The following is a 19,066-nucleotide window of genomic DNA, read 5'->3' as shown; positions in this document are numbered from 1 at the left end:
TCAGTCCTTGCCGCGCTTCAGGCCCGCAGGGACGGGCTTCAGATCCCAGACCAGGCCCATCCACTTCATCAGCTTGAGGCCGTAGTAGGTGAGGTCGAGCTCCCACCAGCGGAAGCCCTGGCGCGCTGAACCGGGAAAATGGTGGTGGTTGTTGTGCCAGCCCTCGCCGAAGGTCAGCAGGGCCAGCCACCAGTTGTTGCGGCTGTTGTCGCGGGTCTCGAAGCGACGGCTGCCGATCTGATGGGCCAGCGAGTTGATGGTCACGGTGGCGTGGAACAGCACCACGGTCGACACGAAGAAGCCCCAGATCAGCAGCTGCGGGCCGCTGGTCCCGAGCCCCGGCGCAGCGGTCTCAAGCCAGCCCCCAAGCAGGAACAGAACGGTCGCAAGCGCCACCGGGATCAGCACGTCGAAGCGGTCGATCAGGCGCAGTTCCGGGTACTTGACGAGGTCGCCGATCGCGTTGCTGTCAGTGGCGAAGGCGCCGCGCGTGAGGAACCAGCCCATGTGCGAGCGGAAGAACCCGTGCTGCACCGGCGAGTGCAGGTCGACCGGCTGGTCGGAATGACGATGGTGGTGGCGGTGATGCGCGGCCCACCACAGCGGCCCACGCTGCACGCTCATGGCGCCGATCACGGCGAACACGAACTGCATCGGCCGCGAGGTCTTGAAGGCCTTGTGCGAGAAATAGCGGTGGTAGAAGCCGGTGATCGCGAACATCCGCAGCGCGTACAGGCCGGCCGCGACCGCGACCGCGAACCACGAGACGCCCACCCAGATGACGCCCACGCACGCCACGTGGAGCCCAATGAATGGAATGACGCGCAGCCAATCGATGCGGTCGGCTTGGCCGGCATCGGCCGGCTGCACGCTGTTGTCGAACCAGCGGACAAGGGCGGCGATCGGAGCGGGCAGGGTGCGCGGCGCGGGCGCCGGATCGGGCGTGGGCAGTTCAGACATGGGCGCGATTGTGAGGGTGATCGGTGATTTCGCAGTGAATCGCGACGCGATTGCATCTGGCTGGGGCACACTTGCGGCCCCTGACCTGCTGCTCTACGCGTCCGACGCCTGCGCTGGATGCAAACGCTCTGACACTGCGCGATGTCTGTCCAGCCCCCCCGAACCCCTCGCTACGGCCTGGCCCGCGTGCTGTCGAAGCGCGGCCTGTGCTCGCGCGCCGAGGCTGAGCGCTGGGTGCGCGCCGGCCGCGTCACCGTGCGCGGGCGTGTGGTGACCGATCCGGAGTCGCCGACCGCGCTCGACGAGCCGCGCATCGTCGTCGACGGCGGCGAGGCGCAGGCGGCCGAGCGGGTCTATCTGGCTTTGAACAAGCCGCGCGGCCTGGTCACGACCGCGCGCGACGAGCGCGGCCGCGACACCGTCTACCGCTGCTTCGATGGCCTGGATCTGCCTTGGGTCGCGCCGGCCGGCCGCTTGGATCAGGCCAGCGAAGGGCTGCTGGTGCTCAGCAATGACTCCGCCTTCAACGCCGCGCTGACCGAGCCGCGCACGCCTTTGCACAAGACCTATCGCGTCCAGGTGGAAGGCGAGCCGGATGCGGCGCTGCTGGCGCGGCTGCGCGCGGGCATCGACGACGCCGGCGAGCGCCTGTCCGCCGTTTCCATCGCACTCATGCGTCAGGGCGCGCGCAATGCCTGGTTGGAAATCGTGCTCGACGAAGGCCGCAACCGGCATATCCGCCGCTTGCTCGCCGCGGGCGGCCTGCCGGTGCTGCGGCTGATGCGGGTGGCGATCGGGCCGCTCGCGCTGGGCGAGCTTGCCAAGGGCGCTGCGCGGCCGCTCACGGCCGAGGAAGTGCAGGCGCTGCGCCACGCTGCCGGCGCACGCTGAAAGCGCGCTGGGCGGCCCTTGCGTTGCTCGCGCGCCGACCGGCTCGGAGTAGGGCAACGGCATACTTCGCAGCCATGAGAACCGATCGATCGATTCCTGGCTTCCTGAGCCTGCTCACCGATCTGCGCTGGCTGGCGGTGGCCGGCCAGCCGCTGGCCATCGTGGTCGCGATCAGCGGCATGGACATGCCCTTTGCGCCGCCGCCGCTGTGGGCCGGCGTGGCGGTGCTGATCCTGTTCAACAGCTGGGCGCAGTGGCGCTGCAACCGCGGGCTTGCGCGCTCGCCCTTCGAACTGGCCCTGCATCTGGCGGTCGATCTCGGCGTGCTGACCTGGCAGCTGTACTGGAGCGCCGGCACCGCCAACCCGTTTGTGTCGCTGTATCTGGTGCCGATCGCCCTGGTCGCCGTCGCTCTTCCGCTGCGCTGGGTGCTGAGCGTGGGCCTGTCGGCTTGCGCCGCCTACTTGATGCTCGCCCTGTTCGCGCCCGGCTGGCCGCACATGCACGGCGCGCGCGCCCTGCAGCTCGATCTGCACCTGTGGGGCATGGCGATCAACTTCCTGCTGAGCGCCCTGCTGTTCGCCGTCGCCCTGCGCTACCTCGGCATCATGCTGGGCGAGCGCGAGCGCGAGCTGTCGCGCCTGCGCGAACGCGCGGCGCGCAACGAAGGCATTCTCGCGCTGGGCGCGCACGCGGCGGCCTTGGCGCATGCGCTGAACACGCCGCTCGGCAGCATGCAGCTGATCCTGGACGATCTCGAACTCGCGCCCGCTGACGCCGCGGCGCAGGAGGACCTGCGCACCTTGCGCCAGCTGGCCGGCGAGTGCCGCGCGCGCGTGCAGTCGCTGGTGACGCAGGCGCAGACGCTCGAAGCCAAGCCGCTGCCGGCCGGCGAGTTCTTCGGTGAAGCCATCGAGCGCTGGCGCCTGCTGCGGCCGACCCTGCAGCTGCGCGCGTCCGGGCTCGACGCAGTGAGCGTGCCGATCCGCCCGGAGCCCTTGCTGGAGCATCTGCTGCTGGCGCTGTTGAACAACGCCGCCGATGCCTCGATCGAGGCGGGTCAGGATCGCATCGAGCTGGCCCTCGAACTGCAGTCCGACACCCTGCAACTTGCAGTGCGTGACCACGGCCCGGGCCTGGAATCGACCGCCGCGCGTCGCCTGCAGGCCCTGTTCGAGACCACCAAGCCGCAGGGCCTGGGCTTGGGTCTCGCGCTCTCGCATGCCACCGTCGAGCACTTCGGCGGCAGCCTGGCGCTGCGCCCGCACGCCCATGGCGGCAGCGTGGCCGAGGTGCGGCTGCCGCTGGCGGCGCTCGTAGAATCGCCCGCGGCGTCGACAGGGAGCACGACATGAAGGACGAGACTGCGCTGCTGGTGGAAGATGACCCCGTGTTCGGCCGCAGCCTGTCGCGCGCGCTGGAGAAACGCGGCCTGCGCTGCGTGTGGGTGCAGGACGGCGTGCAAGCCTTGCAGCGCGCGTCCGCTCAACACTTCGACTACGCCGTGCTCGATCTCAAGCTGGGCAGCGAGAGCAGCCTGCCCCTGATCGAACCGCTGCGCGAGTCGCTGCCCGAGCTGCGCATCCTGCTGCTGACCGGCTACGCCAGCGTGGCCACCGCCGTGGATGCGATCAAGCGCGGCGCGATCAACTACCTGCCCAAGCCGGCCAGCGCCGAGGCCATTCTGCGCGCGCTGCGCGGTGAGGACGAAGAAGACGCGGCACCGCCTGCACCCGAGCAGATGACCCCGCTCGCGCGCATCGAGTGGGAGCACATCCAGCAGGCCCTGCACGAAACCGAAGGCAACCTCTCCGCCGCCGCCCGCCTGCTCGGCATGCATCGGCGCAGCCTGCAGCGCAAGCTGGCGAAGCGGCCTGGGCCGGGGGGCTAGCAGCGTGTCGAAAAACTCCCTTCCGGGGAGTTTTTCAAGTCGGCGGTCCGGCGCAGGTCCGTACCGCCTCACGACAAAGCCATCGCTTACGCGCTTGCTTCGTCGTCCCGGCCCTCCCTGGCCGGGCGAGCAGGCTGTTGTTCAACAGCCTGCTCGCGGCGGGCGGCTCGTGCTGCGCCTAACGCGAGCAGGCAGGGCGCGACCCTTGGGCGGCGCCAGTGGTCGCGCTCCGCCGAGTGCCGTCGTGCGGAGCGCGCGCTCCGCAGACCCCGAAGCGCGCCTGCCCGGGCGGGCGCGCGACGCCATGGCCTGACCGGGGCGAGGGCCCGGGCCCTCAAGCCGAAGGCGCGTCGTCTGCCTCCGCCAGCCCCACCATCCACTGCACGCCGAAACGGTCGCGGGCGGAGCCGAAGCGCGGAGACCAGAACGTGCGGCTGGCGGGCATGGTGATCTCGCCACCGTCCTTGGCCAGGGCGTCTAAGGTCCGATCGACGGCCTCGGCCTCGGCGACGTCCAGCGACAGCGCGAAGCCGTTCGGCCTGCCGCCGTCATCGCCGCAGCCGTCCGAAAGCATCAGCCGCAGCGCGCCGATCTTGAGGCTGCCGTGCATCAGCTTGTCGCCCCAGTCGGCGGGCAGCACGCCGGGCGGCGGCGGATCGGGCGACTCGCGGAAGCGCATCAGGATCTCGATTTCCGCGCCCAGCGCTGCGCTGTAAAAGCGCGCGGCCTCTTCGCCGCGGCCGTCGAAGAACAGATAGGGTTGAATCAGCATGCGTGGCTCCTTGGCGGGTGGGCTTGGGTCCGGCGCGAGCGGCACACCGGCGCATTGCAGTCGTTCGAAGCTCCGGCAGATCGACAGGCGGGTGACGGTTTTCGCGCGCGACCCTGCGCGTGCGTGCGCGCTTCGCCACCAGCGCGGTCGGGCGTCTACAGTGTGGGACATCTCCCGCGCCACGGCAGCCGCGCCATGACCAGCGACATCCCCGCCGAGTACTCCGCCTATGTCAGCGCCCTCGGCCTGGGTCTGCTGATCGGCATCGTGCGCGAGCGCCAGCGCGACAGCCAGCAGAAGATCGCCGCCGGCATGCGCACGCACACGCTGGCGGCGCTGGCCGGTGCGGTCGGCTGGCAGCTGGGGCTGCCGGTGTTCGCGATTGCGCTGGCCGCCATCGCCCTGCTCGCCTTCGGCAGCTATCGACTGAACCCGACCACCTCGCCCGGGCTGACCGGCGAGGTCGCGCTGGTGCTGACCACCCTGCTCGGCGGGCTGGCCCAGCCCCAACCCGCGCTGGCAGCGGCCTTGGCCGTCGTGGTTGCGCTGCTGCTGCAGTCGCGCGCGGCCCTGCATCGCTTCAGCCGCGAGCTGATCAGCGAGGCCGAAGTGCGCGACGGTCTGCTGCTGCTGGCTGCGGTGGTGCTGGTGCTGCCGCTGCTGCCGAACGCACCGGTGGGGCCGTACGGTGTGCTCAATCCCGCGAAGCTGTGGCAGCTGGTGGTGCTGGTGATGGCGATCAGTGCCGCTGGACACGTCGCCCTGCGCGTCGTGGGCAGCCGCTTCGGTCTGCCGCTGGCGGGCTTCTTCGGCGGCTTCGTCAGTTCGACCGCCGCGATCGCCGGCTTTGGCCAGCGCGTGCGCGAACAGCCGCTGCTGTTGCGCTCCTGCGTTGCCGCGGCCCAGGGCGCGGCGCTGGCCTCGCTGCTGCTGGCGCTGCCGGTGCTGGCGACGGTGTCGGCGCGCTACCTGAGCCTGGTACTGCCGCAGCTGCTGGCGTTCGGCGCGGTGCTGGCGATTGCCGTTCTGATGGGGCTGCGCGGCAATGGCGTGGATCCCGAGGCGGCGATGCCAACGGCGGCGTCGCGCATGTTCCGGCTGAGCCACGCCCTGGTGTTCGCGGCGCTGATCGCCGGCGTGCTGCTGCTGTCGGCGTTCCTGCAAGAGCGCTTCGGCAATGCGGGGGCGCTGGTGACCTCGGCGATCGCCGCCATGGTCGAACTGCATGCGGCGATGGCGTCGATTGCCCAACTCGGCGCCAGCGGCGCACTCGACGACGCGCTGGCCGAGTGGGCGCTGCAGGGCGTGCTGCTGGCCAGCGTGGCCTCGCGCAGCGCGGTGGCCTTCACTGCCGGCGGCCGCGCCTACGGGCTGCGCGTCGCCGGCTCGCTGATGCTGGCCTGGCTGGCGGCGACGCTGGCGATCAGCCTGTAGAGGGCTTTGGCACGCACTGTGCTCACTGTCCTGCGTCGATCCGCATTTGAGGAACCCGCATGCCGCGAATCCCCGAATCCGGCGCTGGCTTGAGTCTGAGCCTGCGCCTGGCCTTGAGCCTGTCCGCCCTGATCCTGCTGCTCGGGCTGCTGGCCCTGCTCGCGATCGGACGCATGACCGAGCGGCTGCAGCAGGCCGTCGGCGAATCGGCCGGCGCGGTCGGGCGCTCGCTGGTGCAGGTGCTGCGCACGTCGCGGCTGCCGATGAACGAAGCGCAGATGCGCGCCGAAGATCAGGCGGCCGAAGTCGCCCGCATTCAGGCGCTGGTGCTGCAGGCGCAGGCCGAGGGCGCGCGTGAAGAAGCCGCGCGTGCGAACGCACAGGCGGAGATCCACCAGGCGATCGATCAGGCGATGCGCGAGGCGGTCGCCGCGGGCCCGGGCCTGCAGCGCGAGGTCCGGGTCGAGGTCAATGGGCGCGAGCTGGCGCCCCAGGACATCGCCGCGCTCACGGACTCATTGGCCGAGCGCATCGACCCAGATGCGGTGCGCTTCGAGGTGCTGCGCGAGCGCGGCGAGGCGCGCCTGCAGGTCATCGGCTTGGGGCCCGAGCTGCGCATCGAGCTGCCGAGTTCACCGGTGGAGCGTGCGCTCGACGAGTTTCGGCGGCAGCTGCTGTGGGCGCTGGGGGGGCTGCTGCTGTTCGGCATGCTCGGCGCCAGCCTGATCGCGCGGCGTCTGACCCGCCCGCTGCAGGCGCTGGCGCAAGGGGCGGCCGCGCTCGGCCGCGGCGAGGCTGGGGTGCAGGTGCGCAGCGCGGGCCCGCCCGAGCTGCGCGCCAGCATCGACGCCTTCAACCGGATGAGCGCGGATCTTGCGCGCGTCGAGGCCGAAGCCAGCGTCCGCCGCGAGCAGCGCGCCCTGGCCGAGCTGGGCGAGATCGGCCGCGGGCTTGCGCATTCGCTGCGCAATCCGCTGCATGCGCTTGGCCTGAGCCTGGAGGCGCTGGCCGCGCGTAGCGACGGCGGCGACGCGGCGCAGCTCCGTGCTGCCGGGCGCGAACAGCTGGCGCGCATCGACCAGGCTCTGCGCGGCTTTCTGGCGCTCGCCTCCGGCGAGGGCGCGCAGGCCGAGCCGGTGTGGCTGGGCGAGATCATCGATGACGTGCTGCTGGAAGCCCGCCAGCGCTGTGGCACCCGGGTCGAACTGCTGCGCGAGCTCGCGCCCGTGTCGCTGCGCGGGGTGCGCGCGGAGCTGCGCATTCTGGTGCACACGCTGGTGCTGAACGCGATCGAGGCTGCGCCCGCAGGCACGACGGTGCGGGTGTCCTGTCGCGCCGAGGCGGCAGGCGTCCGCATCGAAGTGGAAGATGCCGGCCCGGGCGTGCCTGAAACTGTGCGTGCGCGGCTGTTCGAGCCGCATGTGAGCAGCAAGCCGACCGGCGCCGGCATGGGCCTGTACCTCTCGCAGCGGCTCGCCCGCCAGCGCTACGGCGGTGGCATCGACCTGCAGCCGCGGCAGCCGCAGGGCACCTGCGCCGTGCTGCACCTGAACGACCGTCGCGAGGAGGGCATGGATGCCGACTGAGCCGAAGACGATGGACCGCGGCGCCACCGGCGTCGAGGTGCTGCTGGTCGAGGACGACCCGCTGCAGCAGCAGCTGGTGGCGGAGGCCCTGCGCGCGGCCGGACATTCGGTGCATCTGGCGGCGGCCGAGAGCGAGGCGCTTGCCTTGCTGGACCTGCCGGGGCTGGTGCTGGTGGTATCGGATTTCCGCCTGGCCGACGGCGATGGTCTGTCCCTGCTGCGCGCCGTGCGCCAGCGCCGGCCCGAGCTGAGTTTCGTTCTGGTCACGGCCTATGGCCGCATCGAGCATGCGGTGGAGGCGCTCAAGGCCGGCGCCGATGACTACCTCGCCAAGCCTTTCGAGCGTCAGGCCCTGCTGCTGGCGGTGGACAAGGCGCTGCGCAGCGGCGCGCTGCGCGCCGAGAACCGTCGCCTGGTGCAGGCCCTGGGCGAGCAGGAGGGCCTGGTCGAAATGATCGGCCGGGCGCCTGCCATGCAGCGCCTGTACCGGCAGATCCAGCGGCTGGCGCCGACCGAGGCGACCGTGCTGATCCAGGGTGAGAGCGGCACCGGCAAGGAGCTGGTGGCGCGCGCCCTGCACACGCTGTCGCGACGCGTCGACGGGCCGTTCGTGGCGGTGAACTGCGCGGCCATTCCCGAAGGCCTGGTCGAGGCCGAGTTCTTCGGCGCCGAGCGCGGCGCCTACACCGGCGCCCAGGCCGCCCGCGCCGGCTGGTTCGAACAGGCCCACGGCGGCACCCTGTTTCTGGATGAGATCGGTGAGCTGCCGCTGCATCTGCAGCCCAAGCTGCTGCGCGCCCTGCAGGAAGGCCGCGTGACCCGGGTCGGTGGCGCGCGCGAGCTGAGCGTGGATGTGCGCGTGCTGACGGCCACCAATCGCGACCTCAAGCGCGAAGCCGCCGAGGGCCGGTTCCGCGAAGACCTGTACTGGCGCCTGGACGTGGTGCGGCTCGATCTGCCGCCGCTGCGCGAGCGTCGCGAGGACATCCCCTTGCTGGTCGAACACTTCATGGCGCGCGCAGCGCGGCTGCACCGCCTGCCGCTGACGCCGCTGCCGCGCGCGCTACTGCGCGAGCTGATCCAGCGCGACTGGCCGGGCAATGTGCGCGAGCTGGGCAATGCGGTCGAGCGTCTGCTGCTGCTCGGCGAGGATGCCGACGAGGACAGCACGCCGGTGCCTGCGCTCAGCGGCCGCGATGGCGACCTTCGGCTGCCGGCCGACGGGCTCGATTTCGAAGCGCTCGAACGCTCCCTGCTGCAGCAGGCCCTGCAGCGGGCCGACGGCCAGCGCAAGCGCGCGGCCGCGCTGCTGGGGCTGAGCTACAAGACCTTCCTGTACCGCCTGGAAAAGCACGGCCTGGGCGAAGGCTGAGAGCGGGTGACCGAACCCTGCGCCTGCGGCAGTCTCCCGGATTTCTCCGGGCTCTCGATGCGCTGCAGTGATTCAGCGCTGGAACCGATCCGCAAATGCGGACCAGCAGTCCCGCAATCGGGATCGCGTGGGCGCTCAGGCGCGTGAAAGCCCAGTTTTTCCTGGGCTTAGCAGGCTGGCACGGCGTGTGCTGAGCCATGGAGGCCGGCACGGTCGCCGGCTTCGAACCAGGACCAGGGAGAGCCCCATGTATCGAGTTTCCAACGTACGCCGCTTCTTCGGCGCGAGCTTCGCCGCCATCGGACTGATCGGCGCACTCGCGGCCCAGGCCGCCGACCGCGACATCGCCGAGGTCCACGTGCAGGCCAACGGCGCCGAACAGCGCATCGAGGTCGACATGAACAGCCTCGGCGAGGGCCAGAGCCGACAGCTGAGCGCGGACTCCGGCCTGCCTGCGATCGTTGCCCGCACGCCCGAGGGCCTGCGCGTGGAGATGGCCGGCGAGACCCACGAGATCCACCTGCCGCCCATCGAACTCGTCGATCTCGGCGGCGGTGACGCCGGCAAGCACATCGTCATCAAGCGCGCCGGCGGCGATTCCGCCGACGGCAAGCAGGAGGTGCGGGTGATCCACCGCACGCTGGACGGCGAGGTCGATGAGGCGCAGATCGAAGCCATGCTCGCGGAAGCCCTGGCCGAAGCCGAGGCCGCTCGCGCCGCCGCGGATGATGCGCACGGCCAGGCCCTGCAGGCGGCAGAGCAGGCCCGCAAGGTGCGGGTGATCCGCCGTATCGAGCGTGAGCGGGCCAGCGAAGAGGGTTGAACTGTTCGGCACGTGCAGCGCCCGACCGGCCGTCGGGCGCTGCCGCGGAGCCCTGTGGCGGCACCCCGACGCTCACGGCAGCCTTGCACGTCGGCGCCGCGCAGCCGAGCATCGCAGTCCTGACGCTGCGCCTGCAGCGGATCACTGGAGCTCGCCCACATGCAGATTCGCGCTGTTCGCCCCGTCGCCCCGAGGGCGGCCGTCCTGCCGCTGCTTGCGCTGCGTCTCCGGACTGTTCGAAGCAAGGCGTTGAAGCTCGGCCTGTGCCTGGCGATGCTGCTGCCCGCGGGGGCGATGGCGCAGGCGACGGGCTGCGATTCGCTCGCGCAGCAGCCGGTGACGCCGCGCGTGGACTACTACACGCAGATCCAGCCGATCTGGGAGATCCGCTGCTCGAACTGTCATGTGAACTTCGGCGGCTCGGCGTCTGCGGGCCTGAGCCTGAATGCGCCGGATTCGTGGATCGCGCTGGTGGATATCCCCAGCGTGCAGGCGCCCGGCCGCATCCGTGCGGTGCCGGGACAGGCCAGCGCCAGCTATCTGTTCGAGAAGATCAACTGTGCCCAGCCTGAGGCCGGCGCGCGCATGCCGCGCGGGCGCATTCCCATTCCTCTCAGCGAGCAGGCCCTGATTCGCGATTGGCTCCAGCAGGGCGCCCGTGAGTTCGCGCCGCCCCTGCTGTTCGGCGACGGCTTCGAGCCCGCGCCGGCGATCGCCCGATCCGCGGATTGAAACCCTGCGGCCGACGCCCGCGCGGCGAAGGCCTGCCGCGTGCCCCGCGGAACAGGCTCGGCCCGCACAGAGGCTCAGGACTTCCGGGACGTTCGCCTAACGCGGCGGACGCTATCGTTGCGCTCCCCATTTCGTCTGCCGGAGTGCCCGTATGCACCGTCTGTTCCGATCCAGCCGCGCGCCGCTCGCGGTCGCCCTTGCCCTGAGCTTCGCGCTGACCGGCTGCTCGCAGGCCGAAGCGCCCGCCCCCGTCGCCGCGAGCGTGGCGGCCAGTTCGGCGGCTGCTGCATCGACCCCGACGCCCGCCGAACCCGTGCGCCAGGCCAGCAGCCAGCACGGCGCGCTCAGCATCAGCACGGTCGCGACGGGGCTGGAGAACCCATGGGCGCTGGCCCATCTGCCGGACGGCCGCATGCTGGTCACCGAACGCCCCGGGCGCCTGCGCATCGTCAGCGCGGACGGTGCGGTTTCCGCGCCGCTGGCCGGCGTGCCGGCGGTGGTCGCAGAAGGGCAGGGCGGTCTGTTCGATGTGGTGCCTGCGCCGGATTTCGCGCAGAGCCAGCGCATCTACCTGAGCTTTGCCGAGCCCGGTGAGGGGCGCCTTGCGAGCACCGCAGTCGCGCATGCCCGCCTCACTGACGCGGGCCTCGAAGACGTGCAGGTGATCTTCAGCCAGACGCCCAAGCTCGACACGCGGCATCACTTTGGCTCGCGGCTGGTGTTCGACGGCCAGGGCCACCTGTTCATCACCCTGGGCGACCGCGGCGTGCGCCCCAGCGCGCAGGATCTCAGCAGCCACATGGGCGGCGTGATCCGGGTGAATCTGGATGGCTCGGTGCCGACGGACAATCCCTTCATTGGCCAGGACGGCGCGCTGCCGGAGTTCTGGAGCTACGGCCACCGCAACCAGCAGGGCGCGGCGCTGAACCCGTGGACGGGCGCGCTGTGGACCCATGAGCACGGGCCAAAGGGCGGCGACGAGATCAACATCCCGCAGCCGGGCAAGAACTACGGCTGGCCGATCGCGACCTATGGCATCAACTACTCGGGCGCGGTGATCCCCGAAGCGCAGGGCGAAACTGTCGAAGGCATGGAAAACCCGCACCACGTCTGGAAGGTGTCCCCGGGCGTCAGCGGCATGGCCTTCTACAACCACGAGCGCTTCCCCGCCTGGAAGCACAGCCTGTTCGTCGGTGCGCTGGCCCAGCGCGCACTGATCCGCCTCACCCTGGACGGCGACGCCATCACCGGCGAGGAGCGCTTGCTCGACGACCTCGGCTGGCGCATCCGCGACGTGCGCGTCGGCCCGGATGGCGCGGTCTACGTGGTGACGGACGAGGTGCAGGGCCGCGTGCTGAAGATCGAGCTGGCGGGCTGAAATCAGGCCAAGACGCATGCCGCCAAAGGCCGCCCTCGGGCGGCCTTTGACGTTTCCGAGGGGCGTCCTGCTTCCACGGCCACAACGCCTGCGACCGCACGAGCCCCTCTCCCCTTGTGGGAGAGGGGTTGGGGAGAGGGGTGAACTCGCACTCGCTCATGGTCCGCTCGGCCCTTTGCTGGCCTTGGCCAAGCAAGCTTCGCTGGTCGCCCCAGCCGCTTGTTGAAAAACTCCCTTCCGGGGAGTTTTTCAAGTCGGCGGTCCGGCGCAGGTCCGTACCGCCTCACGACAAAGCCATCGCTTACGCGCTTGCCTTGTCGTCCCGGCCATCCCTGGCCGGGCTAGCAAGCTGTTTTTCAACAGCCTGCTAAGCCATCACGCTGCAGCGCGACCCGCCAGCGCCGCTGTGGGTCCTGCAGGTCGGGTTCTAGGCTGATCTCGACCTTGCCGAAGGCGCGCATCACGGCGATGTTGGTTTCGAGATGCGTGCTCGGGCGACAAGTAACGAATTCACCGCCACCTGCCAGCCACAGCGGCAGCAGCAGTTGATCCGCCAGATGTTCACCGACCGGTGCGCCGTGGGCCAAGTGGCGCTTGAATTCGCTGACAGCCAGCTGTGCGACTTCTTCCGAACTCAGATCTATTAGCCCCAGCGAAGTCCTGACCTCGCAGGCGTGCTCGAACTGCGCGCGCAGCACCAGCGCGTTGCCGGGGCCGCAGCCTGCGCCCAGTTCGCGGCGCTTCAGCTGAGCGTACGGCAGGGCGCTTTTCAGGGCATCAAGCTCGCGCTCGACGATGCGCGTGGGCAGCTGGCTGACCATGGCTTCGGCGACCAGCTCCGTGAGCGCGCCACGCTGATCCAGTGCCAGCGGCTGAAGGGGGCGCGGATCGATCATGACCTCGATGGCGCCGCCGCCGGCCGGATAGAATCCGTGGCGTTCAAGCCGGAAGTCGATGGCAGCGCCCATGTCGCGCAGCACCGGCAGGAACGCGTGCTCAATGAAGTCCGCGCAGGGCGCCATGGGCACATGGGTGCCGCCCTCGATGCGCAGCCGGCTGCGGCCGGGTGCCTGCAGCAGCGCGGGCAGCACCGTCTGCAGTACCAGCGCGGTGCTGCCGGCGCTGCCGATGGCAAAGCCATAGTCGCCGGCCTCGATCGGGCCGGGGCGGAACTCCAGCGTGGTGGAGCCGATCGCCGCGCCTTCGACCTGGGCCGAGCAGACGCGTGCGGCGGCCAGCACGCAGGTCAGGTGCTGGCGCATCAGACCGGGCTTGCGGCGGCCGGCGCGGACGTTGTGCAGGCGAACCGGACGGCCGCTGAGCATGGACAGGCTGAGGCTGGTCCGTAGCACCTGGCCGCCGCCTTCGCCCTGGCTGCCGTCGATATCGATGGGAACGCTCGCGTTCGCCTGCGAGTGGAGAGTGTTCATTGCCGGGATTCGGAATTCTTTGGGGGCCTGATCAGTCCGCCTGATTGTGCAGTCCATGGGCACGCAGCTCGCGATGATTCAACTGCCTCTGGCGCAGGACGCGAAACACGCGCCTGTCCAGCGTCAGCAGGTCCGGCTGCTTGAGGAGGACGGGGTCGAGCCGCCAGGCCTCGCCGAGGAGTTCGACTTCCACCGCGAACCACAGGCCGCGCAGACGGCGCAGCAGACGCTCCTCGCCGTGATCCAGCAGGATCCAGTCCTTCGGCGTGGCCGGGGGCTCATGCGGCGACCGGGCTTGCCAACGCAGCAGTCCCGTCCGTGGATGCACGTACAGCCCCTCGACGCGATGGCCCCGCCAGCTGCGTTCCACGCTCCTGATGGCAACGCGGCCGTCCATGCGGCAGTCGCGTTCGACCTCAGACAGCGCATGCTCGAGCAGGTGCTGCCCGGCCACGGTGTCGCGGTCGACGCCTGCGCACAGCTCGCTCCAGACGCAGTCCCAGGGCCGACCCACCTGCGCACGCAGCCAGCGTCGCAAGGGACCGAGGTTGTCGCTGAACCAGCGTGTGCGCTGGCGTTTCGGGCGGTGCGGGCCGGCATCGCTGTCGGCGTCCACATACTGCTGCACCCTCGGTTTGGCGCTGCGGTCGGTCTTGATGCGCAGGCCGCCGCGGTAGCAGTCGATCAGCACCCGCTGCATGTCTGGGCGCATGGGAATCTCCTGGAATGTGTGTCTGTGCGTTGGCCTCGGGCTCCGCGCGGTCACGCCCCGGCGGGCGTGCCGCGCGACCTCAGCCCTTCACGCACACCACCTGGCGCAGGGTGTGGAGGATTTCCACAAGATCCTGCTGGGCCGCCATCACCTGCTCGATCGGCTTGTAGGCCGCGGGTGACTCGTCGATGACGTCGGCATCCTTGCGGCATTCGACGTGGGCGGTGGCCTGCTTGTGCTCGGTCAGCGTGATCCGGCGCTTGGCCTCGCCGCGGCTCATCACCCGGCCTGCGCCGTGCGAGCACGAACAGAAGCTCTCGGCGTTGCCGAGGCCGCGCACGATGTAGCTCTTCGCGCCCATGCTGCCGGGGATGATGCCGAGCTCGCCGAGCCTGGCGCTGACCGCACCCTTGCGGGTGATGAACAGCTCGCGGCCGCCGTGGGTTTCGCGCTGCACGTAGTTGTGGTGGCAGTTCACGGCTTCTTTGTCGGTCTGGAAGCGCTTGGGGATCTCCTCGGCCAGCGCCGCCAGCGCGCGCCGCATCATCAGGGCGCGGTTGGTGCGGGCATAGCGCTGCGCCCAGTCGACCGCGAACACGTACTGATCGAAGTGCTTGCTGCCTTCCTCGAAGTAGGCGAGGTCTTTGTCCGGCAGGTTGGCGATGTGGTGCTGCATGTCGCGCTTGGCCAGCTCGATGAAGTGGGTGCCGATGGCGTTGCCGACGCCGCGCGAACCCGAGTGCAGCATCAGCCACACGCGCTCTTCCTCGTCGATGCAGACTTCGACGAAGTGGTTGCCGGTGCCCAGCGTTCCCAGGTGGTTGGCGTTGTTGGTGTGGGCCAGACGCGGCTGCCATTCGCAGAGCCGCTTGAAGTCGTCCTCCAGACCTTTCCAGGCGGTGGCGACCGATGCTGGCACGTTGTCCCAGGCGCCAGGGTCGCGCTTGCCCGGCTTGCGTCCGTGCGGAATGGCGCGCTCCAGCCGGGTGCGCAGCATGGCCAGCGAATCCGGCAGGTCGCGGGCGGTGAGCGTGGTGCGGCTGGCGATCATGCCGCAGCCGATGTCGACGCCGACGGCGGCCGGGATGATCGCCTTCTCGGTGGGCACCACCGAGCCAACGGTGGCGCCGATGCCGAGATGCACGTCGGGCATCACCGCCAGCCAGGGGCCGACCACTGGCAGCCGCGCGATCTTGCGCAGCTGCTCGCGGGCCTGGTCTTCCAGCGGCACGCCGCGAGTCCAGAGCTTGATCGGCACGGAGCCCGGATCGTGGATGAGGTTGTAGTTCTGCATGTTCATGGTGCGTGTCTTCTGCAAGGTCAATCGATGAATCGAACGGCACGACAAGTCGGGTGCGGAGACGGCACAGTTTGGAATGTAGTCCCCGCGGCATTCGGGCGGTTCGATGGGTTGCTTCGCTTCGGCGACAAGGTGGGTTGGAGACGTGCCAATGCTCTACCGACTGAGCTACGGACGCGAGGTCCGGCGGGACTCGAACCCGCGGCGCTTGGATTAGATGTAGTCCCCAGAGCATTCGCGGAAGGGAAACCAGTCGTGCTTGGACAGGAGCTGCATCTGCCGACACGTTGGAGCGAGAGGTTTCGCCGGTATGCGCGGCGCGCCTGACTTGAACAGGCCAATGACCCTGTACTCCCGCGGGCATTCGGTGGATGCAACAGGTTTCAGATTCAGAGCGTTTCGGCCTCGATCCGCTCCACCCAGTGCTCGGCGCTGCCTTCGCCGCGCGCGAACTCGGCGATGCGCTCGAACACCGCGTCCGAGAAGCCGCCGACGTTCAGCACGTCGGTGCGCTCGGGCAGCTGGCTGTTGGCATAGGGCTGCAGGTCGACGCAAACCAGCCGCGCGGCCGGGTTGCGACGCTTCAGCGTCTGCCACTGCGCCAGCGCTTCGGTGCCGTCGGGGCGCCGCGCGTCCAGCCAGCTCTGGTTGTCCGAGAACAGCACAATCAGGTCCGGTGGCTCCCGCTGCGCGGCTAACTGCGCCAGCGGCGCGCTGATGGCGGTGCCGCCGCCCAGCAGCGCCGACAGCGACTCGGTGAGTTGCCGCAGATCGCCGCCCGCGGCACGCCACGGGCGCACGGCCTCCGCGAAGGGCAACACCTGAGCCCGCGGGTTGCGGGCCAGCAGCGCCGCCGCGAACAGCGCGGCCACATCGACGCAGCGCACCGAAGTGGTGGCGCCGCGACGATGCCCTGTCACCGGCGACTCCATCGAGCCCGATACGTCGACCGCCAGCGCCAGCGAGCCCGGCAGCGCGGGCACCACCCGCACCGAAGACTCGAGCGCCTGGCCCAGCGCCTCCTGCAGTCGCGGAGGCAGATGGGTCGCTGCGCGCTGTGCTGCAAGCAGCTGGTACGGGAAAGCACCAGCGCGCCGAATCAGCGCAGGATCCGCCAGCCGCTTGGCCAGCCTGTTCGCCACATGGCCCTCTTCGAACACGCCGTGCCGCTGGAAGGTGTTCAGGTTCATGCGCAGGGTGGTCCAGCTGCACTGCAGGGCGATCGCCTTCCAGTGCGCCGGGCTGAGCGGCAGACCGGTCAGCAGTTGAAACGGCAGGTCCGGCACCGGCTGGCTGGCGTCGCGCTTGAAGGCCTCGAAGGCCTGCAGCGCCGGCGGCAGCCGTTCCGGCAGGTAGGGCCGACCCAGCGCATAGGCGAACAGCGTCTCGCGCTCGCGGGTCAGCGGCTTGGGATGCACCATCCGGATGACGTCGGCCAACGAGGGCTGCTGGCCCACCATTGCGCGGATGAACTCGGCGTCGCTGCAGGTGTTCAACCAGTCCTGCACCAGCCGCTTGGGCAGCGAACCCAGGCTGCGTCGCACCACTCGCCCCGAGCGCAGAATCTGCACGAAGGCGCGCAGCATGCGTCCCGAGTCGATCACCCGCGGGAAGATCGCCCGCAGCAGTTCGCCGTTGAAGCTGGCCAGATACGCGCAGAGCAGGGCCGGCGTGTCCTTCATGTGGCCATGGCGACGGGCATGCAGGGCGGCGCGTGCCACGAAGGCGCTGTCGACCTCGAAGCAGGCCGCGAGCAGGGCGTCCAACTGCGACTCGGCATCGCTGTAGTAGGTCGAGTTCAGGCAGCCGGTCATCGCCAGCTGGGCCAGAGTCTGCTTGGGCGACAGCGCATAGGCCGGTGCACCGGCCTGGTTGCGCGTATCGGTCGGCTGCAGGGCAGTGTTGCCCGCGGTGCCGAACAGCCAGCGATGGATCATGACGAGACTCCTCGAACGCTCCGGCGGACTGCCGGGCATGCTCGGGACATATCAAGGGGCGTGCCAAGTTTCCGAGTTTTGTTCAAAGCATTGAAAAATATGGATTTGCGTGATCCGAAGCCGATTCGGATAGGATTGCGAGATATCTTCTGGGCGAGTTGTTTATCCAAATGAATACGAGTGAGCGCGCCCCTGGGCGCAAACCCCTGGTGGTGATCGGCTTCCTCGGCACTTCGCTGGATGCCGGCGGCGGGGCTGGGCGCTGGGAGAAATGGCGGCCTACGGTAAGCCTCGGGATGTTCGAGGACCTCTGGGTGGATCGCATCGAGCTGCTGCTGGATGCCCGCCGCTTTGGCGACCTGCTGAAACAGGTGCAAGCCGACCTGGCCATGCAGTCGCCGCAGACCCGAGTCACGCCTCACGACGTCTACCTGCAGGATCCGTGGGACTTCGAAGAGGTGTATGCGGCGCTGATGGACTTCGTGCGCAGCTACCCCTTCGACCCCGAGCGCGAGGACTACCTGGTCCACATCACCACCGGCACGCACGTCGCGCAGATCTGCTGGTTCCTGTTGACCGAAGCGCGCTTCCTGCCGGCGCGCCTGCTGCAGACCTCGCCGCCGCGCAAGCAGCGCGCGGGCGATCCCGGCAGCTTCAGCATCATCGATCTCGATCTGGCGCGTTACGACCGGATCGCCCAGCGCTTCGCTGCCGAGCGGATGGAAACCGCGCAGTTCCTGAAGTCCGGCATCCAGACCCGCAGTCCGGCGTTCAATCGCATGATCGATCAGATCGAGCGCGTGGCCGTGCGCTCCAAAGCGCCCATCCTGCTGATGGGGCCGACCGGCGCCGGCAAGAGCATGCTGGCGCGCAATCTGTTCGAGCTGAAGAAGCAGCGCCATGACCTGCGCGGGCGCTTCGTCGAAGTGAACTGCGCGACCCTGCGCGGTGACGGCGCCGGCAGCGCCCTGTTCGGCCACGTCAAGGGGGCCTATACCGGCGCTCAGAATGAGCGGGTGGGGCACCTGAAGAGTGCCGACGGCGGCCTGCTGTTTCTGGACGAAATCGGCGAGCTCGGGCTCGACGAACAGGCCATGCTGCTGCGCGCGATCGAGGACAGGCGCTTCCTGCCCTTGGGTGGCGATCGCGAGGTCACCAGTGACTTCCAGCTGCTGGCCGGCACCAATCGCGACCTCGGTGAGGCGGTGGCGCAGGGGCGCTTCCGCGAGGATCTCTACGCGCGCTTGAACCTGTGGACCTTCTACCTGCCGGGCCTCAAGGAGCGCAGCGAAGACATCGAGCCCAACCTCGATTTCGAGCTGGAGCGGCATGCCCGTCTGCAGGGCGAGCGCGTGGGATTCAATCGCGAAGCGCGCGCAGCGTTTCTGCGCTTTGCCACCAGCAGCGAAGCAAGCTGGCCGGGCAACTTCCGGGATCTCGGCGCCTCGGTCACGCGCATGGCGACCTTGGCCGAGTCCGGGCGCGTCACCCTGGAGACCGTGCAGGAAGAGATCGGGCGACTGCGCCGGCTGTGGGCGCCGCAGCGTGCAGCGCGCGAGGCGGTGTCCGGTGAGGACGGTCTGATCGACGTGCTCGGCGAGGCTGCGTCCGAGCTGGACCGCTTTGATCGCGTGCAGCTCGCGGACGTGCTGCGGGTGTGTCGCGAGTGCCGCAGCTTGAGCGAAGCCGGACGGCGACTGTTCAACGTCAGCCGTGAACGCAAGCGCAGCAGCAACGATGCGGATCGGCTGCGAAAGTACCTGGCGCGCTTCGGTCTGAGCTTCGACTCGATCGCTGCGCGTCCGTGAATCAAGCCGATCGCTGCGGGCGGGCAGTCTGCCCGCCCGC

At 69.6% G+C, this 19,066-nt stretch carries 16 protein-coding genes; 10 read left to right on the top strand and 6 right to left on the bottom strand.

From position 1 onward, the window contains the following. Positions 1 to 960 carry an acyl-CoA desaturase gene (locus tag H4O13_10795; GenBank protein ID MBE5315875.1) on the bottom strand — a complete coding sequence of 320 codons (960 nt, stop codon included), beginning with the start codon at positions 958 to 960 and terminating at the stop codon, positions 1 to 3. Between the two features lie 141 nt (positions 961 to 1,101). Here H4O13_10795 and H4O13_10790 point away from each other — a divergent pair, with 141 nt between their 5' ends. From H4O13_10790 to H4O13_10780, 3 genes are all read left to right on the top strand, one after another. Continuing rightward, the gene (locus H4O13_10790; protein ID MBE5315874.1) at positions 1,102 to 1,851 is read left to right on the top strand and encodes an rRNA pseudouridine synthase; all 750 of its coding nucleotides are present in this window, start codon (positions 1,102 to 1,104) and stop codon (positions 1,849 to 1,851) included. 74 nt (positions 1,852 to 1,925) lie between these two features. Beyond that, on the top strand, positions 1,926 to 3,206 hold the full coding sequence (locus H4O13_10785) for a sensor histidine kinase (GenBank protein MBE5315873.1): 1,281 nt from the start codon (positions 1,926 to 1,928) through the stop codon (positions 3,204 to 3,206). Further along, a complete protein-coding gene (locus H4O13_10780; protein MBE5315872.1) occupies positions 3,203 to 3,742 on the top strand; it encodes a response regulator transcription factor in 540 nt (179 codons plus the stop codon). The genes H4O13_10785 and H4O13_10780 overlap by 4 nt, the downstream gene beginning before the upstream one ends. A gap of 334 nt (positions 3,743 to 4,076) precedes the next feature. On the opposite strand, the gene H4O13_10775 is transcribed toward H4O13_10780, so the two are convergent. After that, positions 4,077 to 4,514 (bottom strand): VOC family protein, encoded by a 438-nt coding sequence (locus H4O13_10775; protein MBE5315871.1) that lies wholly within the window; start codon positions 4,512 to 4,514, stop codon positions 4,077 to 4,079. 195 nt (positions 4,515 to 4,709) lie between these two features. Between H4O13_10775 and H4O13_10770 the strand changes: the two genes are divergently transcribed. From H4O13_10770 to H4O13_10745, 6 genes are all read left to right on the top strand, one after another. Then, the gene (locus H4O13_10770) at positions 4,710 to 5,948 is read left to right on the top strand and encodes a DUF4010 domain-containing protein (GenBank protein ID MBE5315870.1); all 1,239 of its coding nucleotides are present in this window, start codon (positions 4,710 to 4,712) and stop codon (positions 5,946 to 5,948) included. Between the two features lie 59 nt (positions 5,949 to 6,007). After that, complete coding sequence (locus H4O13_10765) at positions 6,008 to 7,534, top strand: HAMP domain-containing histidine kinase (protein MBE5315869.1); 1,527 nt, start codon at positions 6,008 to 6,010, stop codon at positions 7,532 to 7,534. Between the two features lie 10 nt (positions 7,535 to 7,544). Continuing rightward, positions 7,545 to 8,906, top strand: a complete 1,362-nt coding sequence (locus H4O13_10760) for a sigma-54-dependent Fis family transcriptional regulator (protein MBE5315868.1) — start codon at positions 7,545 to 7,547, stop codon at positions 8,904 to 8,906. Positions 8,907 to 9,153: 247 nt separating this feature from the next. After that, positions 9,154 to 9,729 (top strand): hypothetical protein, encoded by a 576-nt coding sequence (locus H4O13_10755; GenBank protein ID MBE5315867.1) that lies wholly within the window; start codon positions 9,154 to 9,156, stop codon positions 9,727 to 9,729. Between the two features lie 249 nt (positions 9,730 to 9,978). Further along, the gene (locus tag H4O13_10750) at positions 9,979 to 10,461 is read left to right on the top strand and encodes a hypothetical protein (GenBank protein ID MBE5315866.1); all 483 of its coding nucleotides are present in this window, start codon (positions 9,979 to 9,981) and stop codon (positions 10,459 to 10,461) included. Between the two features lie 151 nt (positions 10,462 to 10,612). Further along, positions 10,613 to 11,839: a PQQ-dependent sugar dehydrogenase gene (locus H4O13_10745; protein ID MBE5315865.1), complete on the top strand. Its 1,227-nt coding sequence runs from the start codon at positions 10,613 to 10,615 to the stop codon at positions 11,837 to 11,839. A 356-nt stretch (positions 11,840 to 12,195) separates the two neighbouring features. Here H4O13_10745 and H4O13_10740 read toward each other — a convergent pair whose 3' ends face one another. The 4 genes from H4O13_10740 to H4O13_10725 all read right to left on the bottom strand — a co-directional run bounded on the left by H4O13_10740 (position 12,196) and on the right by H4O13_10725 (position 17,218). After that, positions 12,196 to 13,269, bottom strand: a complete 1,074-nt coding sequence (locus H4O13_10740) for an RNA 3'-terminal phosphate cyclase (GenBank protein MBE5315864.1) — start codon at positions 13,267 to 13,269, stop codon at positions 12,196 to 12,198. A 31-nt stretch (positions 13,270 to 13,300) separates the two neighbouring features. Next, positions 13,301 to 13,981: a hypothetical protein gene (locus H4O13_10735; protein ID MBE5315863.1), complete on the bottom strand. Its 681-nt coding sequence runs from the start codon at positions 13,979 to 13,981 to the stop codon at positions 13,301 to 13,303. A 79-nt stretch (positions 13,982 to 14,060) separates the two neighbouring features. After that, positions 14,061 to 15,281 (bottom strand): RtcB family protein, encoded by a 1,221-nt coding sequence (locus H4O13_10730; protein MBE5315862.1) that lies wholly within the window; start codon positions 15,279 to 15,281, stop codon positions 14,061 to 14,063. 389 nt (positions 15,282 to 15,670) lie between these two features. Further along, complete coding sequence (locus H4O13_10725) at positions 15,671 to 17,218, bottom strand: RNA-binding protein (GenBank protein MBE5315861.1); 1,548 nt, start codon at positions 17,216 to 17,218, stop codon at positions 15,671 to 15,673. A 170-nt stretch (positions 17,219 to 17,388) separates the two neighbouring features. Here H4O13_10725 and H4O13_10720 point away from each other — a divergent pair, with 170 nt between their 5' ends. Continuing rightward, positions 17,389 to 19,026, top strand: a complete 1,638-nt coding sequence (locus H4O13_10720) for a sigma 54-interacting transcriptional regulator (GenBank protein ID MBE5315860.1) — start codon at positions 17,389 to 17,391, stop codon at positions 19,024 to 19,026. Positions 19,027 to 19,066 lie beyond the last annotated feature (40 nt).

The organism is Lysobacterales bacterium (assembly GCA_014946745.1).
Classification (GTDB): Bacteria; Pseudomonadota; Gammaproteobacteria; order Xanthomonadales; family Xanthomonadaceae; genus Aquimonas.
This window is presented reverse-complemented; position numbering and strand designations above follow the sequence as displayed.

Bases quoted from the DNA above. Each gene is read 5' to 3' on its own strand.
- H4O13_10785 (MBE5315873.1), top strand. From the start codon at position 1,926: ATGAGAACCGATCGATCGATTCCTGGCTTCCTGAGCCTGCTCACCGAT.
- H4O13_10765 (MBE5315869.1), top strand. From the start codon at position 6,008: ATGCCGCGAATCCCCGAATCCGGCGCTGGCTTGAGTCTGAGCCTGCGC.
- H4O13_10770 (MBE5315870.1), top strand. From the start codon at position 4,710: ATGACCAGCGACATCCCCGCCGAGTACTCCGCCTATGTCAGCGCCCTC.
- H4O13_10740 (MBE5315864.1), bottom strand. From the start codon at position 13,269: ATGAACACTCTCCACTCGCAGGCGAACGCGAGCGTTCCCATCGATATC.
- H4O13_10720 (MBE5315860.1), top strand. From the start codon at position 17,389: ATGAATACGAGTGAGCGCGCCCCTGGGCGCAAACCCCTGGTGGTGATC.
- H4O13_10790 (MBE5315874.1), top strand. From the start codon at position 1,102: ATGTCTGTCCAGCCCCCCCGAACCCCTCGCTACGGCCTGGCCCGCGTG.
- H4O13_10755 (MBE5315867.1), top strand. From the start codon at position 9,154: ATGTATCGAGTTTCCAACGTACGCCGCTTCTTCGGCGCGAGCTTCGCC.
- H4O13_10730 (MBE5315862.1), bottom strand. From the start codon at position 15,281: ATGAACATGCAGAACTACAACCTCATCCACGATCCGGGCTCCGTGCCG.
- H4O13_10735 (MBE5315863.1), bottom strand. From the start codon at position 13,981: ATGCGCCCAGACATGCAGCGGGTGCTGATCGACTGCTACCGCGGCGGC.
- H4O13_10780 (MBE5315872.1), top strand. From the start codon at position 3,203: ATGAAGGACGAGACTGCGCTGCTGGTGGAAGATGACCCCGTGTTCGGC.
- H4O13_10795 (MBE5315875.1), bottom strand. From the start codon at position 960: ATGTCTGAACTGCCCACGCCCGATCCGGCGCCCGCGCCGCGCACCCTG.
- H4O13_10725 (MBE5315861.1), bottom strand. From the start codon at position 17,218: ATGATCCATCGCTGGCTGTTCGGCACCGCGGGCAACACTGCCCTGCAG.
- H4O13_10745 (MBE5315865.1), top strand. From the start codon at position 10,613: ATGCACCGTCTGTTCCGATCCAGCCGCGCGCCGCTCGCGGTCGCCCTT.
- H4O13_10775 (MBE5315871.1), bottom strand. From the start codon at position 4,514: ATGCTGATTCAACCCTATCTGTTCTTCGACGGCCGCGGCGAAGAGGCC.
- H4O13_10760 (MBE5315868.1), top strand. From the start codon at position 7,545: ATGGACCGCGGCGCCACCGGCGTCGAGGTGCTGCTGGTCGAGGACGAC.